The following is a 20,400-nucleotide window of genomic DNA, read 5'->3' on the forward strand; positions in this document are numbered from 1 at the left end:
ACATCTTTTCACGAAAAAACGGTTTCTTCGACCATGCATAAACAGTACAAATTTCACTTGAGTATGGGAAGTCGCTGTGCCGTCAACGTGAACTTAGAGTTAAATAGTGGAGCCGCTCTTTACAGCATTCAGGCGATCGCTATGAGCTTCAAACGTTTGCAGATGCACACAACCGTTTCAGTGGAATGCGCAGCCTTGCTGGCAGCGTTGAGTATGGTGCTGCCAGCGCAGGCCGAAAGCTTAGAGCAAGTGCAAACGCTGCTGTCAACCAGGCAATGTAGTGGCTGTGATTTAAGCAACGCTGGCCTGGTGTATGCCGATCTGCATGGCGCCAATCTGCAACGGGCGAACTTGAGTCGGGCCAATCTCAGTCGGGCAAATTTACAGGGAGCCGATCTGCGCGGTGCCATTCTGATCGGTGCCAGTTTGTCGGGTGCTAATTTGACCGAAGCAAAACTGGATGGAGCTAATCTAGCAGCCGCTGATCTGCGCTACGCCGCTCTCACAAACGCCACCTTTCAAGGAGCAAGCCTGGACAATGCCCAGTTGCAAGGAGCGATCGGCTTGATGAATGATGTGGGCAAGCCAGAGGACTTTTACCGTTGGGCAGTGACGGATAGCGAGGCGAAAAACTATGCTTCAGCCGTGACTAACTTTACCCACGTGTTAGAGCGTCAACCAAACTTTGCTCCAGCATATCTGGGACGAGGGATGGCGAGACTGCAGACGAACGATCGGTTAGGGGCGATCGCCGACCTCAAGCAAGCAGACAAACTCTTCACGGCACAGGGCGATACAAAGACAGCGCAAAGTATCCAACAGTCGGTTAAAACCCTGGAAACACCTCCTGCCCAACCAAAATCAGGCAACGGCTTTGGGCTAAATCTGCTCAGTGCTTTTGCGACGCTATTGCAATTCTTTTTGCCGTAAGGGAAGGCGCGGCTAACGAGTCTCATGTATTACAGCAGTACCGCTCAATTGACCGTTGTACGCTTTGCTACCCGGACGTGAATTCCGGTTTGAGGACGAAGGGTCATGGATGGCAGCGGCGTCAACTGCTGATCAGGCAACAGCATGAGCTGGCATTTTTGGGCGATCGTGGCGAGCAGCAAGACGGCTTCCATCAAGGCAAAGCTCTTACCCATACAAACGCGAGGGCCATCGCCAAAGGGAAAGTAAACGCCTTTGGGTAATTGTTTTTCCAGGTCTTGCTCCCACCGTTCGGGCTGAAATTGCAACGGCTCAGCGAAATAGCGCGCACTACGATGCATGACCCAGGGACTAAAGAGGAGAATACGCCCGGCTGGAATGCGATAGCCAGCCAGATCACAGTCTCGAACGGGGGAACGGGCAAGGGAAAAGAGGGGTGGGTAAAGCCGCAACGCTTCTTTAATGATTTGCTCGGTATAGCGTAACTGGGGCAGATCTGCCAATGTGGGAGCACGATCGCCCAGCACGGTTTGTAACTCTCTCGCTAATTTGCTTTCGACAGCAGGGTTTTGGGCTAGCAGCATCCAGACCCAGGACAAGGCATTTGCAGTGGTTTCATGTCCTGCCAGGATCAACGTGGTCAGCTCATCGCGTAACTGGCGATCGCTCATCCGGCTACCGTCTTCATCCTGAGCCTGCAGCAATAGAGAAAGTAGGTCGCCAGGATCATCTTTGCTCTGGTGGCGTTGCTGGATCAAGGCATAAATCGTCTGATCCATTGTCTGAAGCGCCTGCTTGTAGCGACGATTGATGGCAGTCGGTAATCCAGTGAGTGGCAGAAAGGCCTGTTTGCGCCGACTGGTAAACCACTCCATTGCCACTTCTAGCGTCTGGGCAATGGTTTGCGCTGCCACCCCACTCATATCTACATTAAACAGAGTCTTTGTGACGATGTTTAACGTTAACTGCATCATGTCCTGATGGATATCACGAACGTCCCCGTCTTGCCAGGTCTGAAGCAGACGCTCAGTGTAAAGCACCATCGTCTCGCCATACGCGGCAATCCGTTGTTGATGGAACACGGGCTGTGTGAGCCGACGTTGACGCGACCAAAAGGCACCTTCGCTGGTCAGCAGCCCGTCTCCGACCAAGCTGCGAACCGCTTGCCAGGCAGGCGTATTTTTAGTGAAAAGCTCCGGTTGCTTGAGGACTTGATCAATATGTTCGGGTTGGGTCAGCAAGCAAGCGCGCGAAAAGAGAAACCGTAAAGGCACCATTTCCTCATAGGCTTGCGCGCAATGGGTTAGAAAGCCGAGGGGATCACTGGCAAAGTCAACGGTGTTGCCGAACAGCAACGAGCCCTTGGGTCTGGAGAGTTGGTGTAAATCTTTGCTCATGGCAGTAGCCGCCTAGAGTCGCAACTCTTGCACTTTATCGTAACTGTGGCTCGCAATCACTTCGGCGGGCTTGAGCTTGGGCGACATCATATAACATTGAGAGCATCTGGAACTGGCCGATCGTATGAACGTTAGTCTCCGTCATTACCATGAGCGATCGATTTTTTGAGATGAGTCTTTTCAAACTCTGAACGATCGAATGCTATGTCACCTGGCAAATTGCTGGGGGCTTTTCATGCACTACTAGGCGCTCCGTTTGGTGTAGAGAATTGCTAAGCAATGAAAGGCCTTGCAGAGCAAAAAGAGTCCTGACCAAGTGGGCAAACTGCCGTAACAGGAAGTGTAGCCCTCGTAGGATCACTTAGTCCATGTCTCTCTCAGCTTCTTCAACCATGCAAGCCTGTTCCACAGCACAAGTCATCCAAGACAACCCGACCCTCGAAGAGCGGGGCAGTGGTCGCTAGGCTGCCTAATCGTTCGACTCTAAGCCTCTTTTTGCAACTTACGATACACAATTTCTCTCACCCTGGGCAGTATCTTAATACACCTAACATCTCAATTGAGACGCTTAACACCTTAACTGCCCCTGCTTGTTTACTTGTGGGGGCTTTCTTATGGCCTTAGGCACACTTAGGACTTGTTAAAAAATAACTGCATACTTTTGGATTAGCGATCAGCCATCAGCGGTCAGCTTTTCTCCAATGGCTGACCGCTGACAGCTAACCGCTACAGTCCATGACGTTATTTCTTTACAGCCCCTTACAGCCGTTTGCAAACGGGTCAGCCACAGTGCGTAAAGCCTCGCAGCGTACAAGAAACGCGGAGCGAATGCTTTGTACTTACATCTTGATCGCGGGCGTGAGCGTCCCGCTCACACTCAGTTGATGTGGCTGATTCAAACAAAAATTGCTATGGGAGCGCGGATTGCTGTTTTGCACTGAATTGCTGTCACCGACATAGATCGCCTGTACTATGAAGGGGACGCTTTATGTGTACGCCGATGGCAAAGCTGTTGCTGATTGAGAGTCCGGGTAAGTCCAAGAAGCTGAGTCAGATCTTGGGGGCGGGTTGGCAGGTCAAAGCCAGTATGGGACATGTGCGCGAACTGGCAAATGACGGCGAGGACGCGCTGGGCTTCGACCTGCTCGACAATCGGGTGGAGTGTCGCTATGAGCCCAGAGAAGCCAGAGGGCAGAAGGTGTTGGCAGAATTGCGCCAGGCGGTCAAGCAGGCGGATGCGGTTTACATTGCTACTGACCCCGATCGCGAAGGGGAAACGATCGGCTGGCATTTGCAACAGGCATTGAAGCTGAAAAACCCTCAACGGGTCGTGTATAGCGAAATCACTCCACAAGCCGTGCAAGCCGCGATCGCCCATCCCCGATCGCTCGACCAATCGCTGATTGCTGCCGGACGAGCACGCGATTGTCTCGATAAGTTGGTGGGCTACAAGGGCAGTAAGCATGTGGTGTGGCGACTTAACATTGGTGCTAAATCAATGGGACGGGTACAAAGTGCCACTCTCCATTTGCTATGTACCAGAGAAAAAGAGATTCAAGCCTTTCAGCCACACGACTATTGGAGCGTTTGGGTGGAGTATCAAGAAGGGTTCAAAGCCTTCTATCGCGCCCCCACCCGTCCTCAAAGCCGTCCCAAGGCCCCAACGCCTGGAGAGCCACCCGATGATGCTGCCGAAGGCAAGAACAGCCAGGAATCGGATCAAGTGACCAGTCAGGCAGAGGCCGATCGATTATTGGCGATCGCCCGATCAACCCCGCATCAAGTAGCCACAGTAGAAGGAAAGACAACGACGCAAGCGGCTCCGCCTCCCTTTATCACCTCCTCCTTGCAGCAGGCAGCAGGCACCAAACTCCGCTTCAGCCCCGATAAAACGATGAAAGTGGCACAGTCGCTCTACGAAGCGGGGCACATCACTTACATGCGAACGGATTCGGTGCTGTTAGCAGCACCCTTCTGTGCGTCGGTACGTCAGTATCTAGAGCAGCATGATCCCCAGAATGTGCCCCAGCAAACTACACGACATCGGGCAGTCAAAGGCGCACAGGAAGCCCATGAAGCGATTCGTCCAACGGCGATCGATCGGGTGCCCACACAACTGCAAACTCAGCTCAGTGGTGACGAGGCCAAACTGTATGAGCTGATTTGGAACCGCGCGATCGCATCCCAATGTTGCCCTGCCCGATTGCGAAAAACGCGAGTTGTCACATGCTCTGGAGCGATTAATTGGGAAGCACGAGGGCAGGTTGTGGAATTCCCTGGTTACACTCACTACTGGAATAATTTGAGTGCCGATACCCAACTGCCAGTGTTGCAGCAGGGACAAGGACTCACCTTAAAACAGGCAGCAGCAGACAAAAAGCAAACTCAACCGCCGCCCCGCTATACCGAACCAAAGCTTGTACAGTTGATGGAACGGAAAGGCATTGGACGACCCAGCACCTACGCGCCGACCATCAAGACGCTCAAAGAGCGGGAGTATGTGCAGGTGGAAAAAGCAAAACTCCAGCCCACTGCCTTGGGCATGGAGCTAGACAACGCCTTGGAAACGCTGCTACCAGACTTACTGCAACCAGAATTTACAGCCCAAATGGAGCTAGCATTAGACACCATTGCTCAGGGCAAGCAAGACTGGCAGGGGTATCTGACGCATTGGCATCGCACCTATTTTGCCCCGGCACTGGAGAAAGCGGGTCAACTTTTGCTCTCGAAGGGGATGCAACCATCGCAACTAAAGGGTGCCAAGACAAATCCGAAACCAGCCAAGCCGCCAGGAACGGTGACGAAAACAGCCTGCCCCAAGTGTGGCGAAGCGATGATCAAGGTGCCATCGAAGTCTAAGAAGCTCAAAGCCGATCATTTTCTTAAATGTGGAGTGGCAGGATGCGGCACAGCGATGTTCTGGAATGCTAAGGGGAAGCGGTATGAACTGCCCTATGCTCAGCGCACGCCTGACCCAGAGACGTTTACAAATATGTCTTGTCCTGTTTGTGGAGCGTTGTTGGAGCGCTATACCTACACAAAGGATGGGAAGGAGAAGGTGATGTTGCGCTGTTCGCTACTGGAGCATCGACGGGGAAAATGCAAAGACGTCGCTTTTTTTGAGAGCCGCGAGGAGTTTTGGTCACCAAAATTTGGGACGCTGAAGCTGGAAACCTTAGTGACGTAAACGATCGGTGGCCTTAGTTTCGAAGCAGGCATCACACTTTCAGTTTCTCTTCGCGATCGCCTCTCTTCATTTGCTTAGTAGAAGACTCCCAGCATTGGGTTGCCTGCTCTTGAATCCCCACTAATTGCTATTGTCTTAAAGAGACACGCATTTGAGCTTAGTTGAGACGGCATGGGCATCGCGATCGACTTTGGGACTAGCAACACCGTCATTGCCCGCTGGAATCGGGCGACGCAGCAACCAGAAACACTCTCTCTACCGGGTATTAGCGATCGCTCTGGTCAAAACCCGCCCCTGATTCCTAGCTTGCTTTATGTCGAAGATGCGAGCCAGGGCAAGGTTGTGGTAGGACAGGCCGTGCGCGATCGTGCCCTTGATTTGTCCACTGATCTGCGTTTCTTTCGCAACTTCAAGCGTGGTATCGGCTCCAGCGTCCAGGGCTTTCTACCAGAATTGGATGGACATACCATTCGCTTTGAGCAGATCGGGCAATGGTTTCTAGCTCAGCTTGTGCAGCAGCTGAAAACGATTGAACCAGACGCACGCCAATCGATCGTGTTTACCGTGCCCGTAGACAGCTTTGAAGCCTATCGCCTCTGGTTGGGGCAAGTATGCGAGTCGCTGCAACTAGAGCAGGTGCGGATGCTAGACGAACCAACGGCAGCAGCGCTAGGTTATGGCTTAGCCGATCGAGAACTGTTGCTGGTGATTGATTTTGGTGGCGGTACGCTAGATCTCTCCCTGGTGCGGCTCGACAGTGCCCACTTGAGGACAAAACCACTCGGCTTTATCCTCAAGTGGGGGCAAAAATCGTTTGCTGAACAATCCGGTCAACAGCCGAAAATAGCCAGAGTGTTGGCGAAGGCAGGACAAAATCTTGGTGGTTCGGATATCGACCACTGGTTGGTGGACTATTTTGCCGAAACGCAAGGACTAGCAGCGACTGCACTAACCACACGCTTGGCGGAACGGCTCAAAATTCAGCTTTCGTTGCAAACGCAGGCACAGGAAGTGTACTTTAACGACGAGACCTTCGAAAGCTATGAACTACAGTTGAGCCGCGACCAGTTTGAAGACATCCTGACGCAGCGTCTGTTTTTTGAGCGGCTCAATGCCGCCCTCTCGCAGGTCGTGCAGCAAGCCCGACGACAGGGGGTAGAACTGACCGATATTGATGCGGTGCTGTTAGTCGGTGGCACTGCACAAATTCCAGCCGTGCAAACCTGGGTGCAGCAATACTTTGAAGCGGGAAAAGTGCGCTGTGAAAAGCCCTTTGAGGCGATCGCACACGGTGCACTTCAGCTCAGCCAGGGTATTGAAGTCAAAGACTTTCTTTATCACGGCTATGGCATTCGCTACTGGGATCGTCGCCATAGCTGCCACAACTGGCATCCACTCATTAAAGCGGGGCAAGCCTACCCGATGGCTAATCCGGTAGAACTGTTGCTCGGTGCGTCGGTGGACAACCAGCCCAGTATTGAATTAGTGATCGGCGAACTGGGTATAGAAGCCAACCAAACAGAAGTCTACTTCGACGGCGATCGCCTGGTGACTCGGCGCCTTGACAGCAGCCAAACTCAAGTACAACCGCTGAACGATCGCGATGGTGCCCGCAAAATTGCCAAACTTGAGCCGCCAGGACATCCAGGAAGCGATCGCGTTAAGGTCTTGTTTCGCGTCGATGACCAGCGCTTTCTCCGCATCACGGTTGAAGACCTGCTAGCCCTGCAAACGCTGATCGATGATCAACCGGTTGTGCAACTGCGTTAAGCAGCGATCGTTCGTTGGTAAAGCAGCGAATGACATTCATCTGACATCTTGCAACACTTGCAACAACCGCCCTGCAATGAATTGCGGGCTAACAGGCAAAGTCCGTTAAAACGGACTGAAGTGCTTCATCAATCAGACTTTCAACCCATTTCAAGGGGTTTAGGCTACTAGCCCCGAATGCTTTTGAGGGCAAGTAATTGGGAAAGGTGAAAGATTTGAGTGCACTAAACCTGCTGAACGCTGACGGTTTTGCATGTCAGTTTGACGGAGTGCTTCTACTGCGTGGCTTCGTCTACCGACTTAATCACTTAATTGCATCAGTGCAAAATAAACATTGACCGCCAGAATTCCTGGTAGCAGTGACGCTAATTCCAGGTTGAAATTGAGTAGCTGTACCAGAGGAAAGTAGAAGCTAGCCCAAAGGCCAACAGCTAACCCGAAGGGTGTGACTAAAAACTCAATAAATTCCAAAAAACTCAGCAATAATTTCATTGCTTGTTCTCCTTTGTGGCGGTTGCCAGGTAGTTAGGATGCACGGCTGGATTGGCAGCAAACGCTGGTTCATCGTTGTGGTCAGTGGGGGATGAAGCCGTTCTCTGGGTGCTACAGCCGCAATGTTTGAGGTTCCTGGAATCAGCGGTACTTCATTCGGGTGAAAAATGGCTTCGAGTGACTTCGGAAGGAGAATTAATGAAAGCGTCATTTTTGGGTGGGGGCGCACAGCCGTGCGCCTCCTATAGAACCCCTAACTGACAGCGCTTTTCACCTGGGTAAACCACCAAGGCTCTGTAGGAAAGGCTAAATCGTAAATGGGTCGAGGGCGTAATCATGCCATTGCCTGTGAAACCGTTCGGCTATATACGGGCGTACGACAAAGGTTGGTGGCGTTCCTGCCTGCACATCAATCCGAATGAACGAATAGGGCCGTCGCCGATGTGATCCCTGACCACTGCGTCCGACAAAGAGCTTCGATCGAGCAACTAACCGTTCTTCATCGACACCTGACTGCCCAAAAAATTCCCTTACGTCAGGTCCTTCTTCACGCTGCCGCCGCAAACTGAAGCCACTGCCACCGCAGACAATCCAATTCGTATTGGCATCAGCATGCCCCGTTTCTAATGTGCGCAGATACTCTAGACAATGGGCATGCCCATTCAACACCAGATCCACGATCGGACGACCCTGTGCGCGATCGCCAACCGTTGCCGCCACCGCATCCAACACTTGTCGCAGTCGATAGCGCACTGCCAACGTTTGTGCCTGGTGCCACTTGGTTGCCTCGGTGACATACGCTGGATGATGGAAAAAGAGCACCCGTCCTCTCACTCCATCGGTCTGCCACGACTCAATCAACGTTTGTTGGAGCCAATCTAATTGGTGCAAATCCGTTTCGGTGGTTTCATTGGATTCCAACTGCTTAGTAATGTCTTTGGCCACTTCAGTGAGCTGTTCGAGCTTGGCTTGCAGATCATCCATCCGCTCCGCATCGTCTGGTTCGTCAGGGTTAAGCTTGGCAAGGGTCAACAAAATTTCCTGCACCTGATTATCGACATCATCTCGCTGCTGCTCCAGGTGACGACGGTATTTTGCGCCAGCAGGGTTATCGGGCAGCGGGATCGGCGCATTGATCGTGTTTGAATCCAGCGCAAAAAAATCAACGCCGCCCGATCGAAACGTGTAGTAACGATTGGGCAGTCGGGTAAAATGTCCTGGCTGATAGCTCAAGCAGCGCCCCGTTTCCGTTTTCGCAGTGTAGTGCTTGTCTAGATGGTGCTCTAACTCGGCGGGCTTGAGCGCTTTGAGATAGTCGAGAAAAGCGCGGGCATAGGCATTGCCCTGCACAGAGCCACGCCAACTCACATCCAGGTCAAGACTCGACTGGAACAATTGACGCAGCGGTAGCGTGAGCTGCGACAGCATGCCATAGAGCAGAGGCATGTCGTAGTAGTCGTGGTTGCCGGGAATGGGTAGAAACGGCAGGTTAAAGACCATGCGATCGTAGGCAAGGCGCTTGAAATTGTCGCCCCCCACTAGAAACTCTCGATACGGCTCAATAAAGTTAGGCGGATAATAGGCGCTCGATCCCGTCAGGTAGATGACATCCCCTGTATGCAACACAAAGCGGCAGGCCTCCTGATGCTCCAACATTTGTTCGGCGATGCGTCGCTGTGGGTTATGCCCTCGATGTGGCCCAGAGCCACTGTCGCCCAGCACCATAAAGGAAAATTCGGCCTTGTCGTCCTGCCCATCATCCAGCACCAAACGAGTCTGATCGATGCCCCGCTGCTCGATCGCGGGTTCACGCCAGCGCACCCGTTGCTCCATCTTGCGGATTTTAGTGGCGATCGGTGGGTCGATCACAAATTCCATTACAGCTTTGCTCCCTGTTGCAGCGTCTGATGCTATTGTCGGCGATCGCCCGGATTCGTGGTCACGATCGAGATAACATCGCCTAAATCAAGCGTTATCTAAATTTCTAGCTACTCCTCCGTCTTTAGGCAGAGTTAAAAGTGGGCGGTTTCCTATACCGTCATAAGTGCAAAGAGCTGATGACTCCAAAACCCCAGGGCAACTTGGGGCTTTCGTCTTTAAAGGGCGGCACAAGCTGAAAAGGTGCTGTGAATGTCAGCAAAGCTCTTACAGGTCAAGCTTCTAGGGTCTTCCCTTCTCAACCCCGCTTTTAGGGGACTCATAGGTAATTTGATCGGACGTGTAACCGGGTGGCTCAACGTGGATCAGGATGCGAGCTGGGCCAAAGCGTGCTTCCAGGCGTGCTTCCAAATCTTCGGTCATTTGATGCGCGGTTTCGACGTCCGGGGCGCTGACAATCAGGTGCATCTCGATAAAGGTTTGCCGACCCACTACGCCTCTAGACGCAATGTCATGGCAGTTCAGCACACCAGGAACCTGCATGGCGATCGCGTGAATGGCTTCAGGCGCGATCGCCACTTCATCAACCAGCGACGGTAGATTCTCTTTAAGCACTGACCAACCGCTGTAAAACACTAGAATGGCAACCGGAAACGCCAGCACCACGTCTAACCACTGCAACCCCCATGCCCAGACGCCGATTAAGCCGCCCATCACGCTAATCGTGACCCAAATGTCGCTCATCGTGTGTTTGGCATCGGCAACTAAAATGGGGCTCCCAACCCGCAAGCCTTCACGACGTTCGTAAAAGGCCACAAAAATATTCACGCCCAGCACGATCAGCAGTATCCAGAGTTCTTGGGGAGAAATTTTTACAGGCGTGTGACGAGGCGTGAGTAAGTGCTCGATCGCGCCTTGCAAAATCTCGAAGCAGGCAATACCCAGAAAAGCCGCAATGCCCAGTGCACCAACGGCTTCAAACTTTTGGTGCCCATACGGATGGTCGCGATCGGGTTCGGGAGAGGAAAAGCGACTGGCAATTAAGCCCATCACATTGTTAGCGCTATCAGTAACGCTATGCAGGGCATCGGCCAGCAGGCTGAGCGAGCCAGTCAGCCAGCCCACTCCAGCCTTTAGCACCATGACAAAGAGGTTGAGCAGCAGAGTGATCAGCAACACCCGACGCACATGTGATCGATTATCTACAGCCACAGGTTTGATCAAACTCGTTTCCTCTCACTGTAGGACAGCACTCGTTCCTTCACCACTGGGCTTAGGTGCTTAAAAACAATCTTTTGCAGTAGCTGGCTAATGCTGCGATCGCTCAATGGCAGCAACCGTTTGGTGACAGTACGGCTCACTCATCGCTGTGGCTTGTTTGCTCGGTTCTGTCACTGATTCTAAAGAGAAGATCTTTTCAGTTACTATCACCAGTACCATTTAGAGTGCCGATCGTTGGATTCCAACACGTATGACTGCATCTCGGTTCACAATTAACCTGGTTGAGGGGTCTGTCGCAATTAGCTTCACGCCTCAAGCGGCTCAAGCTTTACAGCTATCGCTCTCGCATTTGATGGACAGCCTCAAAGCCACAGCCACAAAGACTGTTCCTGGAGGACGCAAGACACCGCAAAAGCCGATGGAATACCAATATACGGGTGAAGTCTTTCTCGAAATTTTTTGTAACCCCAATATCTGGCCCACTCCGTTTGCGGCAAAAGTCTTGATTACGCTACGGGACGATCGTATTCGCCTGACCACCGAAGCGGAACTCAGCCGTTTGATAGAAGACCTCAACCAATATATCGAGCAAACTGCCTAGAGTTGGTAACGTGCGCAACGGTGAAAGCAAGCCCGAAAAACGAGGCGCTGATCTCATTCAACGATTTTAGTCAAAGGTTTAGCCAACAAAGGCGTGGCTGCAAAAAATCAGTTAGCTACAACCAAAATCTGCTTTTTTCTCCGAACTCTGGCGTCTCATGCCTGTATTTGTAGAATAGGCTTAGACTGTTCGCATGATGCTTAAAGGATACGGTTGAGATGAATTCTGACACTTTTGTGCAACTGGTTCAACAAGGGTTTCGCGTGACGCTTGGCGCTACAGCCTCCTTAGTAGAAGTGCTGCAAGATTCGGAAAAGCGACATGAGAACCTCTCCAAGCTAAACCAGGAGTGGAGCGAGCTATCAGCACAATGGGCGCAAAAGGGCGAAGTGACTGAGCAAGAGGCGCGTAACTTTGTGGATACGCTGCTTAATCAGCGGGCACAGCCATCCACGCCTTCGGGAACGACTGGTACGACAGCAACGACGCCCTCTGCTCCACCCGATATTCAGCTAGAGCTACAGGAACTAACGGCGCAAATCGTCGCGATGCGTGCTGAGCTAGAACGGATCAGAAATCAAGAAACATCCTCCTGACCCGCTCAAAAACCCTAGCCGTGCTCAGTTAGTCGTTGTCCCAATGCTCGCGACCAACTAAATCGCCGATGCGATCGCGCAGCAAAAAGTTGCAGCGTTCTAGTTCGCATTCAACGAACGCCCATTCGCGGGCAGGAATGAACTGGCAGAGAAGATAAATCGGCTGTTGACGACTAACTTTACCTTTATGGACGAGCTCGCGTGCCTCGTCTTGGATCATATCGAGAGAATACTGTGCAGACTGAAGCATAATCACCCTTGATACTGGCTAATGGAGGTTTGGTGAGAAGCAAAGAGCTTGTATAGAGTGACTGAAAGTAGTTTTAGGAGTAGAAAATAGATAAAAACTGATCGTTAAATTTAGCGGAAAAAGAATGTAGTCCTCTATACCGAACTAATTTCATTTTCGCGCTAAACCCTCTTTGATTGTATTAAGAACCGTTGAAAAAGTCATCAAACCCTAACTAATTTCCGCTGAACTCTGATCTTAGAACGCCTAGTCCTCGGTAGGTTCAGCGAGACATTGAAAACTCTGTTGCGATATATTAACAAATGTTATGTGACAGCCAGAAATTTTGAGCCACTTGGAGGTTGCCATGACCGCCAAGAAGCTCTTAGTTTCCCACCTTGTGCGATTTTTTGCGTGTGATCGTCACCACATCGATTCGCTCCGATGATCACAAACGGCTCGTATCACCGCTGCGCTCCTAACCCTTCACTGTTGTCTCACCAGATGAAAATGTCTCACCAGATGAAAACACTTGTCGGTGGCCCTTTCTGAAAAAAAGGTGCCGCTTGGTAGAGGGCAGGTTTTGCCAGCGTCAGCGTCTTTGCCTCCATCCGATCGCTTTGGTGTCAAACCGGCCCCTACCCAAGGGTAAATTTTCCTTGGAAATCTCCTAAAGTAAGACATATTGTGAACTTGAGAGATATCCTGTGAAAGCGGCTTTGATGACGGCTCCTGGAGAACCAGACGTTTTGCAGCTAGGCGAAGTGCTGGAGCCAACGATTCAGCAAGAGACAGAAGTCTTAGTGCGCCTGAAAGCAGCTGGAGTGAACCCGATCGACACGAAGCTGCGGCGACGAGGCACCTTTTTCCCCGATCGCCTGCCTGCCATTTTGGGCTGTGATGGCGCTGGCATTGTCGAAGCCGTGGGCGCGTCAGTGCGCCAGTTTCAACCAGGAGACGAGGTCTATTTCTGCAATGGTGGTCTGGGTGGGCATCCCGGCAACTATGCAGAATGGGCGATCGTGGATGCCCGCTTTGCCGCTCACAAACCCACCACGATGAGCTTTGCTGAAGCAGCTGCCGCACCTCTAGTGCTCATTACGGCATGGGAAGCGTTATTCGATCGTGCGAGGCTCCAGGCAGGACAACGTGTGCTCATTCATGCAGGGGCTGGTGGTGTCGGGCATGTCGCCATTCAGCTAGCAAAATGGCGCGGTGCTGAAGTTTGTACCACCGTCAGCACAGAAGCCAAAGCAGTGTTTGTACGCGATCGAGGTGCGAGTCAAGTCCTTTTTTACAAAGACACAGAGGTTGCACAGGCCGTCATGAATTGGACACATGGACAGGGCGTGGATGTTGCCTTTGACACAGTTGGTGGGGCTGCGCTCGGTCAATCCTTTGCTGCCACGAAATTTTACGGCGACATTGTGACCATTCTCGATGCTGATCCCGCTACCAACTGGAAACTGGCGCGCACCCGCAACCAGCGTGTGAGTTTTGAGCTGATGCTACTGCCGATGCTGCAGGGCTTAATGGCAGTGCAGCAGTCGCAGGCAGCTATTTTGCAGCAGTGTGCCGAGTTAATTGATGCAGGACACCTCAAGCTGCACGTGGGTCAGACCTTTCCCCTTGCTGAAGCAGCAGCAGCACATCAGGCGATCGAATCTGGTTCAACGACAGGCAAGCTCGTCTTGGTGATGGATTAGTGAGGCGGGGAAAGCGGTCAGCGGTTAGCTATCAGCGGTCAACTATCAGCCATCAGCCATCAGCTAGGAATACAATACTGACCACTGACTCCTGACTCCTCACTTCTAACCACTCCCAAACCGATAATTCAACATTCTGTCCTGATGGTCGAGCGAAGTACCGTATTGGGTAGTAGTTCCTGTGAATCCTCGATCGCCTGCGGATGAGCGCTGTTGTTTAACGCGTCCTTAGTTTGCTGCGCATGCCTTTAGTCGCGCTACCAGACACTCAAGCCCCATTATTGAACTAAGTTTATGCGTATCCCCATGACAACAACTGCAACAACCGTTGTTTGTAGCACGTTGGCTACGTTTGCTTTGTATCACGGTTGTGCTGCACTCTTCCCCCATCTGTTCCATCCCGATGATGACTCAGCATCCGATGCTAAGAAGGATGCTACGAAAGCAGAGCCGGCAAAGACACCTACTAACAGTGCGATCGCGGCTCCTGAAACCCTGCCGTTAGCAACGATTGATGGTCGCACCAGTGCGCTTGCAAAAGCTAGACAAACCGCAGCAGAGGCTGGTCGTACCGCTTCTTTAAGGAATTTACCAATGGTTAATGTGCCGCCAACGATGCGATCACTGCCAACTCGGTTAAACCGTCCGAGCTTTGACAACGGAGCCATGCAGAATGCTCCTGGCATGGCGCTATCTGATGCAGACGATCAGAAGAAAGCAGACATGCTCGAGCAGAGCAGACTGCGGGTTGGCAGCACTCAATCATTACCCTTCACGTCCGTCAACACGCCACTATCCGATCTCAAAGGGCACTGGGCTCAAAGCTTTATCGAGTCGTTAGCGGCAAAGGGCGTTGTACGAGGCTTTCATGATGGCAGCTTTCGTCCTGATGAGAGTGTAACAGCGGGTCAGTTTGCCTTGATGACGCAGAAAGCCTTCACAACATCGCCGGTCTCTTACAGAGAGTTGCAACAGCTTCACCCCGATCGCACTCCCACACGTGCCGATGCAGCGGCTTTCATTTACCAGGCGCTCGCAACAGGACAATCAGCACCGTTAACGATGGCCGTCCAAGTGAGTGGCGCGGTGCCCCGTCCTGGGATCTATACTGTTGCCAACGGTAGCCGAGTCGATTCGCCGGCAGATGCTGGTGTGCCAACCGTGAGTCGCGCGATTCAACGAGCCGGTGGGGCGTTAGACGGTGCTGATCTGCGTCAAGTACAAATCCATCGGATTAGTGAGACATCCGCCAGACAAGTCATCAATGTGGATGTTCGGCAATTGCTTGAGAAGGGCGATCGTAGCCGCGATATTGTCCTTCAGCAAGGTGACAAACTCTTCATCCCTCCCGCTACTGCGGCTGCGGCTGTTACCAGCAATCCGAAAACGGCAGCAGTGCCAACGCCAGAACGGGCTGTCAGCTTAGTGGAAGGTACAAAAAATTAGCCGTCAGCGGTCGGCCGTGCGTGGTCAGCCAGCTATCAAGCTTCTCGGTCTGAGGCCTTACTCCATGCCTAGAACCATATTCTGTGCTGACGGCTGATCGCTTATAGCCCCCCTACTCTGGCTCCTTCCCCAATGAACCATCACTAGCCTCATCCGCAGGCAAGTAAGGCAACACCCGATCGCAGCAAAAAAGCGTCCCCGCTGCCACACAAATGGGGACAGCTAGCAAGCTGATCAAGGGGATACTGACCAGCACCAGGCAAGCCCAGCTAAAAGTGGCACTGGCAGGGAGCGATCGCGCAAACACCCCTAATTTTTGACGAAAGCTCAGGCGACGACGTTCTAATGGCGCATCGAGGAAATCTAACCCAACCATTAGCGCTGCTAGTGCGACACCGCCTACGCTGGCGATCGTCGTGCCAAGAGGTGGTAGAAAATTGAGCACCAAAAACGGTAGCCCAAACACGATCAGTAGTACCAATTTTTTCAGCTGAAAAGTAAGGGCTCGCCAGATGTCTTGTAGGGCGCGGTTAAAGCTTGGTGAACCATTAGGCAGCTGCCCTCGACGTAGCCGTTCTGTTTGCTCTGCCAGATTGCCGTACCAGGGCGCTCCCAAAATGGCACCAAACTGCACTAGCAGTAACCCCGTGAGGACAAAAAGCGCGATCGCCATCAGAAAGCGTAGTACATCGTCAAAGAACGTGGCTCCTGTGGGCAACCAGGTCAAAAGACGGGAGGCCCAGGACGGCAAACTGGCAACCCATTGTGCCAACCAGACTGGTACACCAGACGCCCATTGATCAATGCCTCGCCAGCCAGGGAGCAGTAAACCTGCGTACAAGACCGCCCCAATGACCAGGTTGACCAGAATGGGGATCACGACACAACCCCATAACTGAGAATGCTTGCGAATAAACAGCAAGGCTTGGAGTGGATAGGTTGCCCCAGCAACAACGCCAACAGGCAAAGCACCGACTTGGCGGATAATTTCAGAATCTGACTCTTCTGTCATGGTGTCTTTTGCAACCGTTCCATAGAAAGGCGAACTGGACGTTGAAACGATCGCGATCGCTGTGTTGGCTAGAGCCAGGTACAAGAGCCGCTAGAAACCGTTGCACCCATCACCAGTCTAGCCAGAGAGTCGCCACAACGTTGTATGCCTGTATTACACGCTGTCAACAAGCCTTAGTCTGATCTAGTCAACGAGACCCATGTGTTAGGTCTCTCTCCATAGAACCATGTCAAGCGAATGTAGACTTTTCTAAGATGATGCGAACAGGAAAAGCAAAGATGCTCTTTTGTCAACTGCTTGTAACTGTTGTTTATATTCGCACTTCTCTGTAAGGTCACTCATGAACGATAAACAGGCGATTCAATGTCATCCTTTCTTAGGTAGCTTAAGGCAAGGCATCTGGCTGCTGGGTATTTCTTCCTGGGTGTTCGGGATTACCGATCGCAGCATTGCGTCTTTCTCAGATGGCTATCTCTCCGCTATAGACATCATGCAACTGTTTACAGCCTCTTTTTTCTTTGTTAGCTGGCTCTTTCTCAAACCAACTCGCCAGCTTACGGTCAGCGAAAGCAACGATTAAGTCGGTAGGCAACGCCGATCGTCAGTTCATGTTTGTTGCCACTTGAAGTGGCATGACCGGATCGCCAGGACTCGCTGCAAGCTTTGCAGTGTGGAAAAAGCGTCTGTTAACCTCGCTAATCCTGTTCAAAGACTTGACCAAGCGCGGCTGGCGGAGTGCTATGAATCGTTTGTGTCGCTGCATGGCTTAAGGTTGGTGGGAGCAGTTTCAAAAGCCTCTCTAGCCATTCGCTGGAGGTTAGCACTAAAAACAGAATCATCAGCACAAAGGGCGCAACCGTGAAAACCTGCGTGGGAATATCTGGAATAGCACTTTGAGCAACATTTGCCATAGATTGCAAGATGCCGAAGAGGTAACAACTGACAGCCACCCTGAGTGGATTCCAGCCACCAAAAATGACGATCGCCAGCGCAATCCAACCGTAACCGCCTGTATGACGATGGCTCCAGCCTGCTTTAAAGTCCAGGGCAAAGGCGGCTCCCGCAATCCCCATCAGGGCACCACCAAACACCGTGTAGAAATAGCGCATCAAGATTACATTCGTACCTCTGGCAAAGGCGGCCGCCGGCTGTTCACCGATCGCCCGCAACATTAATCCAGCACGGGTGCGATAAAAGTAGACCCAGGCCAGCGCAATAAGCGCAAAGCTAGAGTACACCAGTAAATCGCTCTGGAACAGCAGTTTGCCGATGATCGGGATATCCTGCAAAAGCGGGATGTTCAAGCTGGGCACTGTCGGCCCAGGAATGCGGACAAAGGCATTGCCCAAAAACGACGACAGATCGGCACACAGCAGCGCCAGCACAAAGCCGATCGCTACCTGAGACTGCTTCAACGTCAGCGCACCAAAGGCAACAATAAACGCGATCGCGGCTCCCACCAGGGCAGCACTACCAAAGCCCAACAGCAAACTCAGCGTATTGCCCAGTCCTTCCGTCGTTTTAGCGACTGCAAACCCAACCATTGCCGCCAGCATGATTGTGCCCTCGGCGGAGAGATTAATGACTCCTGCTCGCTCGGTTACGGTTTCACCAATGCATGCAAAGACAAGCGGTGTTGCAGTGGCGATCGCGGTGGCGAGAATGGCGATGATTTGATCGGTGTCCATGAGGGAAAGGATTAAGGATAAGAGAGTTTTGAGTTGAACCCGTTTTTAGTGGTTGGTTTTTAGTTGTTATTTCATGGGCAATGCCTGTCTTCTGCCTCCTTCTAACAACCAAAAACTAAAAACCAACAACTGTCTACCCCTTCACTCCTAATTGCTCAGTGGGCGATATCACCTGGGGTTGGGGCTTACCAGAACTGGAATCGGCGGGTTTGCGATCGCTCAAGCCCCGACCGAGAAGCACAAACAGCACCAACATGCCTTGAATCACGCCTGCTAGAGACGATTCCAGGTTGAGCGATAGCGGTAATTGCAGACTGCCGATATTAAGAGCGCTGAAGAAAAAGGAAACAGGCAAGATCAACCAGGCGTTGAAGCCGACCAGCATGGCAATCAGCAATGCCAGATAGCCAAGGTTGCTGGAGATGCTGGGAATCAGGCGATGGAAGACGGCAAGCACTTGCAAGGCTCCGGCGATGCCTGCAAACGCACCACAGATGGCAAACGCGCTGAGCAACTGCCGCACGGAAGGGATGCCCAACACGTAGGACGCTCTTAGATTTTGTCCCACAGCACGAAGCTGCAAGCCAAAATAGGTGCCGCGCATCACCACGATCGTTAAAGCCAGGATTGCGATCGCCACCAGCAGCGAAACCGGACTGGCTTCGGTGTTGCCGATGGTTGGCAACCAAAGAGAGTCCTTAAACTGCTCGGTGCCGCTCATAGACGCAACCCCTTCTCGTTTCCAGGGGCCAAAAATGAGATACAGGACAAGCCCCTGCGCTGCAAAGTTGAGCCCTAAGCCAGCAAAAATTTCGTTGATGCGACCGTAAACGTTCAAGATGCCTGCCAGCAAACCCCACAGCACACCACCTAGCGCACCAATCACGATCGCCAGTAGCATCACCAACGGAGCCGGAAGCACCTCTTGCCATAAGCGGATGGCAAAGGTCGCTGCGATCGCCCCTGCCACAATTTCCCCTTCAATCCCCAGGTTGTACAGCCCAGCCGTGAACGTAAACAGCAATCCACTGGTACACAGCAACAGTGGAGCTAACGTTGCAATCACCCGCGCAAACTGATCCGGTGTACCAAACGCGCCTGACCACATGCTGCTGACCACTTGAACCGGAGAGGCTCCGACCAAAGCAATGATGACAGCAAGAAAAATAAGGGAAAGGACGATCGAACCAAGCTGGTAATAGAGCGTTTTAGACATTAGTGATTCGTGGGCGTAACGCAATAGCTGTAGAAGTAGGCATAACCTTTAGTAGTTCTGCTTGGCTTTCGATATGTAAAATTCTACCGTCTTGGCAATGTTACATGATCCAATCGTGGCCCGGTGGGCAATCGTGGCTCGTGAACATTTGACCGCGCTTAACCCAAGTGATGGAAAGAATGGCGATGGTATGAGAAAACGGGCGATCGCGCTGATATTGTTGGGTTTGCGTCAAGCAATACTTGACAGACAAGTACTTGGAAGGCTCAACCCACCACCAATGGCGGAGGGGCGATCGCGCGTTACATCGAAGTAGTGATCATCCTGCTAGAAAATCCGCTGGTGTGACGATCTCAATCCCTTGAAAAGGGTGAAGTACCAACAGATCTTTGTTGCTGCTTAAAATGCAGGTTGCTTGACCATCCATCGCTAATTCAAGAAACTTGTTATCTTTTGGGTCACGGCAGGCTGTGATTGACTGGGTAATCTCGACCATTTCAACAACTGGTAACAAATTAGTTAGAAAGGCTGTGCGTAATTCATTGGCATAAACATTGGTCGAAGCGAGGTCTACTGAACACATCTCGCAGTTTTGCCCAAACAGGCGCAGACATGAGAATTTGTCCGTCTACTGCTGCTCGATTGAATGCTTGCCGCGCAATGGAACCTTTAAACAAAGCCGCACTCACTAACACGTTGGAATCGAGAACAAATTTTAATTTATTCATCCAAAATGGACTGTAGAGTCTCTAGGGTTAAGCCGTTGGCTTCAGCAGCATCACTCATTTGATCCATTGTGGCTTGCAACGTTGTTAGGTTCATGGCGCGTTTCAGCCAAAGACTAACCAGGACTTGGATTTGCTGCTGTTGCGCTGGTTGCGCTGGTTGCGCTGACTGAAAAGCTCTGGCAATGTCAGCATTGACCTGAATTGAGCTCGGCTCCATAATGCCTCCTCGTTCTGTGCCAGCGAAAAGCACCGCCTTAACCTCTGGAAACCGTTCGCGAAACGGCCCCATACGTTCCAGTTTGC

Annotated in this window: 20 protein-coding genes; 9 read left to right on the top strand and 11 right to left on the bottom strand. The window is 52.0% G+C overall.

Annotated features, from left to right (window positions below; translation table 11 throughout):
* Nucleotides 1-33 precede the first annotated feature (33 nt).
* Nucleotides 34-930, top strand: a complete 897-nt coding sequence (locus C7B82_RS01490) for a pentapeptide repeat-containing protein (protein ID WP_106254538.1) — start codon at nucleotides 34-36, stop codon at nucleotides 928-930.
* A gap of 44 nt (nucleotides 931-974) precedes the next feature.
* On the opposite strand, the gene C7B82_RS01495 is transcribed toward C7B82_RS01490, so the two are convergent.
* Entirely contained in the window at nucleotides 975-2,327 is a 1,353-nt protein-coding gene (locus C7B82_RS01495) for a cytochrome P450 (protein WP_106254539.1), read from the bottom strand.
* A 1,000-nt stretch (nucleotides 2,328-3,327) separates the two neighbouring features.
* Between C7B82_RS01495 and topA the strand changes: the two genes are divergently transcribed.
* Nucleotides 3,328-5,514 carry a type I DNA topoisomerase gene (gene topA, locus C7B82_RS01500; protein WP_106254540.1) on the top strand — a complete coding sequence of 729 codons (2,187 nt, stop codon included), beginning with the start codon at nucleotides 3,328-3,330 and terminating at the stop codon, nucleotides 5,512-5,514.
* 171 nt (nucleotides 5,515-5,685) lie between these two features.
* Nucleotides 5,686-7,284, top strand: coding sequence for an Hsp70 family protein (locus C7B82_RS01505; RefSeq protein ID WP_106254541.1), 1,599 nt, complete (start codon nucleotides 5,686-5,688; stop codon nucleotides 7,282-7,284).
* A gap of 300 nt (nucleotides 7,285-7,584) precedes the next feature.
* On the opposite strand, the gene C7B82_RS01510 is transcribed toward C7B82_RS01505, so the two are convergent.
* The 4 genes from C7B82_RS01510 to C7B82_RS32910 all read right to left on the bottom strand — a co-directional run bounded on the left by C7B82_RS01510 (nucleotide 7,585) and on the right by C7B82_RS32910 (nucleotide 11,015).
* Nucleotides 7,585-7,776: a hypothetical protein gene (locus C7B82_RS01510; protein WP_106254542.1), complete on the bottom strand. Its 192-nt coding sequence runs from the start codon at nucleotides 7,774-7,776 to the stop codon at nucleotides 7,585-7,587.
* 306 nt (nucleotides 7,777-8,082) lie between these two features.
* Nucleotides 8,083-9,654 (bottom strand): metallophosphoesterase family protein, encoded by a 1,572-nt coding sequence (locus C7B82_RS01515; RefSeq protein ID WP_106254543.1) that lies wholly within the window; start codon nucleotides 9,652-9,654, stop codon nucleotides 8,083-8,085.
* Between the two features lie 282 nt (nucleotides 9,655-9,936).
* Complete coding sequence (gene cdf31 / locus C7B82_RS01520) at nucleotides 9,937-10,866, bottom strand: CDF family zinc efflux transporter Cdf31 (protein ID WP_106254561.1); 930 nt, start codon at nucleotides 10,864-10,866, stop codon at nucleotides 9,937-9,939.
* Between the two features lie 8 nt (nucleotides 10,867-10,874).
* On the bottom strand, nucleotides 10,875-11,015 hold the full coding sequence (locus C7B82_RS32910) for a hypothetical protein (RefSeq protein ID WP_219903877.1): 141 nt from the start codon (nucleotides 11,013-11,015) through the stop codon (nucleotides 10,875-10,877).
* A 110-nt stretch (nucleotides 11,016-11,125) separates the two neighbouring features.
* Here C7B82_RS32910 and C7B82_RS01525 point away from each other — a divergent pair, with 110 nt between their 5' ends.
* Together C7B82_RS01525 and C7B82_RS01530 are read left to right on the top strand one after the other, a co-directional pair.
* Nucleotides 11,126-11,476, top strand: a complete 351-nt coding sequence (locus tag C7B82_RS01525) for a hypothetical protein (protein ID WP_106254544.1) — start codon at nucleotides 11,126-11,128, stop codon at nucleotides 11,474-11,476.
* A gap of 218 nt (nucleotides 11,477-11,694) precedes the next feature.
* A complete protein-coding gene (locus C7B82_RS01530) occupies nucleotides 11,695-12,072 on the top strand; it encodes a hypothetical protein (RefSeq protein ID WP_106254545.1) in 378 nt (125 codons plus the stop codon).
* 28 nt (nucleotides 12,073-12,100) lie between these two features.
* Here C7B82_RS01530 and C7B82_RS01535 read toward each other — a convergent pair whose 3' ends face one another.
* Nucleotides 12,101-12,322 carry a DUF4327 family protein gene (locus C7B82_RS01535; RefSeq protein WP_106254546.1) on the bottom strand — a complete coding sequence of 74 codons (222 nt, stop codon included), beginning with the start codon at nucleotides 12,320-12,322 and terminating at the stop codon, nucleotides 12,101-12,103.
* Nucleotides 12,323-13,008: 686 nt separating this feature from the next.
* Here C7B82_RS01535 and C7B82_RS01540 point away from each other — a divergent pair.
* Together C7B82_RS01540 and C7B82_RS33515 are read left to right on the top strand one after the other, a co-directional pair.
* On the top strand, nucleotides 13,009-14,007 hold the full coding sequence (locus C7B82_RS01540; RefSeq protein ID WP_106254547.1) for a zinc-dependent alcohol dehydrogenase family protein: 999 nt from the start codon (nucleotides 13,009-13,011) through the stop codon (nucleotides 14,005-14,007).
* Between the two features lie 306 nt (nucleotides 14,008-14,313).
* Nucleotides 14,314-15,453 (top strand): S-layer homology domain-containing protein, encoded by a 1,140-nt coding sequence (locus tag C7B82_RS33515; RefSeq protein WP_245939682.1) that lies wholly within the window; start codon nucleotides 14,314-14,316, stop codon nucleotides 15,451-15,453.
* Between the two features lie 112 nt (nucleotides 15,454-15,565).
* Here C7B82_RS33515 and C7B82_RS01550 read toward each other — a convergent pair whose 3' ends face one another.
* Nucleotides 15,566-16,549 (bottom strand): EI24 domain-containing protein, encoded by a 984-nt coding sequence (locus tag C7B82_RS01550; protein WP_219903889.1) that lies wholly within the window; start codon nucleotides 16,547-16,549, stop codon nucleotides 15,566-15,568.
* Between the two features lie 256 nt (nucleotides 16,550-16,805).
* On the opposite strand from C7B82_RS01550, the gene C7B82_RS01555 reads away from it, so the two are divergent.
* On the top strand, nucleotides 16,806-17,045 hold the full coding sequence (locus tag C7B82_RS01555) for a hypothetical protein (RefSeq protein WP_106254550.1): 240 nt from the start codon (nucleotides 16,806-16,808) through the stop codon (nucleotides 17,043-17,045).
* Between the two features lie 115 nt (nucleotides 17,046-17,160).
* Here the strand turns inward: C7B82_RS01555 and C7B82_RS01560 are convergent, their stop codons facing one another.
* Nucleotides 17,161-18,153, bottom strand: a complete 993-nt coding sequence (locus C7B82_RS01560; RefSeq protein ID WP_106254551.1) for an ABC transporter permease — start codon at nucleotides 18,151-18,153, stop codon at nucleotides 17,161-17,163.
* A gap of 133 nt (nucleotides 18,154-18,286) precedes the next feature.
* Complete coding sequence (locus C7B82_RS01565; RefSeq protein ID WP_106254552.1) at nucleotides 18,287-19,369, bottom strand: ABC transporter permease; 1,083 nt, start codon at nucleotides 19,367-19,369, stop codon at nucleotides 18,287-18,289.
* A 97-nt stretch (nucleotides 19,370-19,466) separates the two neighbouring features.
* Between C7B82_RS01565 and C7B82_RS31250 the strand changes: the two genes are divergently transcribed.
* Nucleotides 19,467-19,685, top strand: coding sequence for a hypothetical protein (locus tag C7B82_RS31250; protein ID WP_146141019.1), 219 nt, complete (start codon nucleotides 19,467-19,469; stop codon nucleotides 19,683-19,685).
* Between the two features lie 3 nt (nucleotides 19,686-19,688).
* Here C7B82_RS31250 and C7B82_RS32920 read toward each other — a convergent pair whose 3' ends face one another.
* On the bottom strand, nucleotides 19,689-19,952 hold the full coding sequence (locus C7B82_RS32920) for a putative toxin-antitoxin system toxin component, PIN family (protein ID WP_106254553.1): 264 nt from the start codon (nucleotides 19,950-19,952) through the stop codon (nucleotides 19,689-19,691).
* 137 nt (nucleotides 19,953-20,089) lie between these two features.
* Nucleotides 20,090-20,400 (bottom strand): hypothetical protein (locus C7B82_RS01575; RefSeq protein WP_219903891.1); only part of this gene is annotated, 311 nt, incomplete at its 5' end.

The sequence above is a fragment of the Stenomitos frigidus ULC18 genome (assembly GCF_003003795.1).
Taxonomy (GTDB): domain Bacteria; phylum Cyanobacteriota; class Cyanobacteriia; order Leptolyngbyales; family Leptolyngbyaceae; genus Stenomitos; species Stenomitos frigidus_A.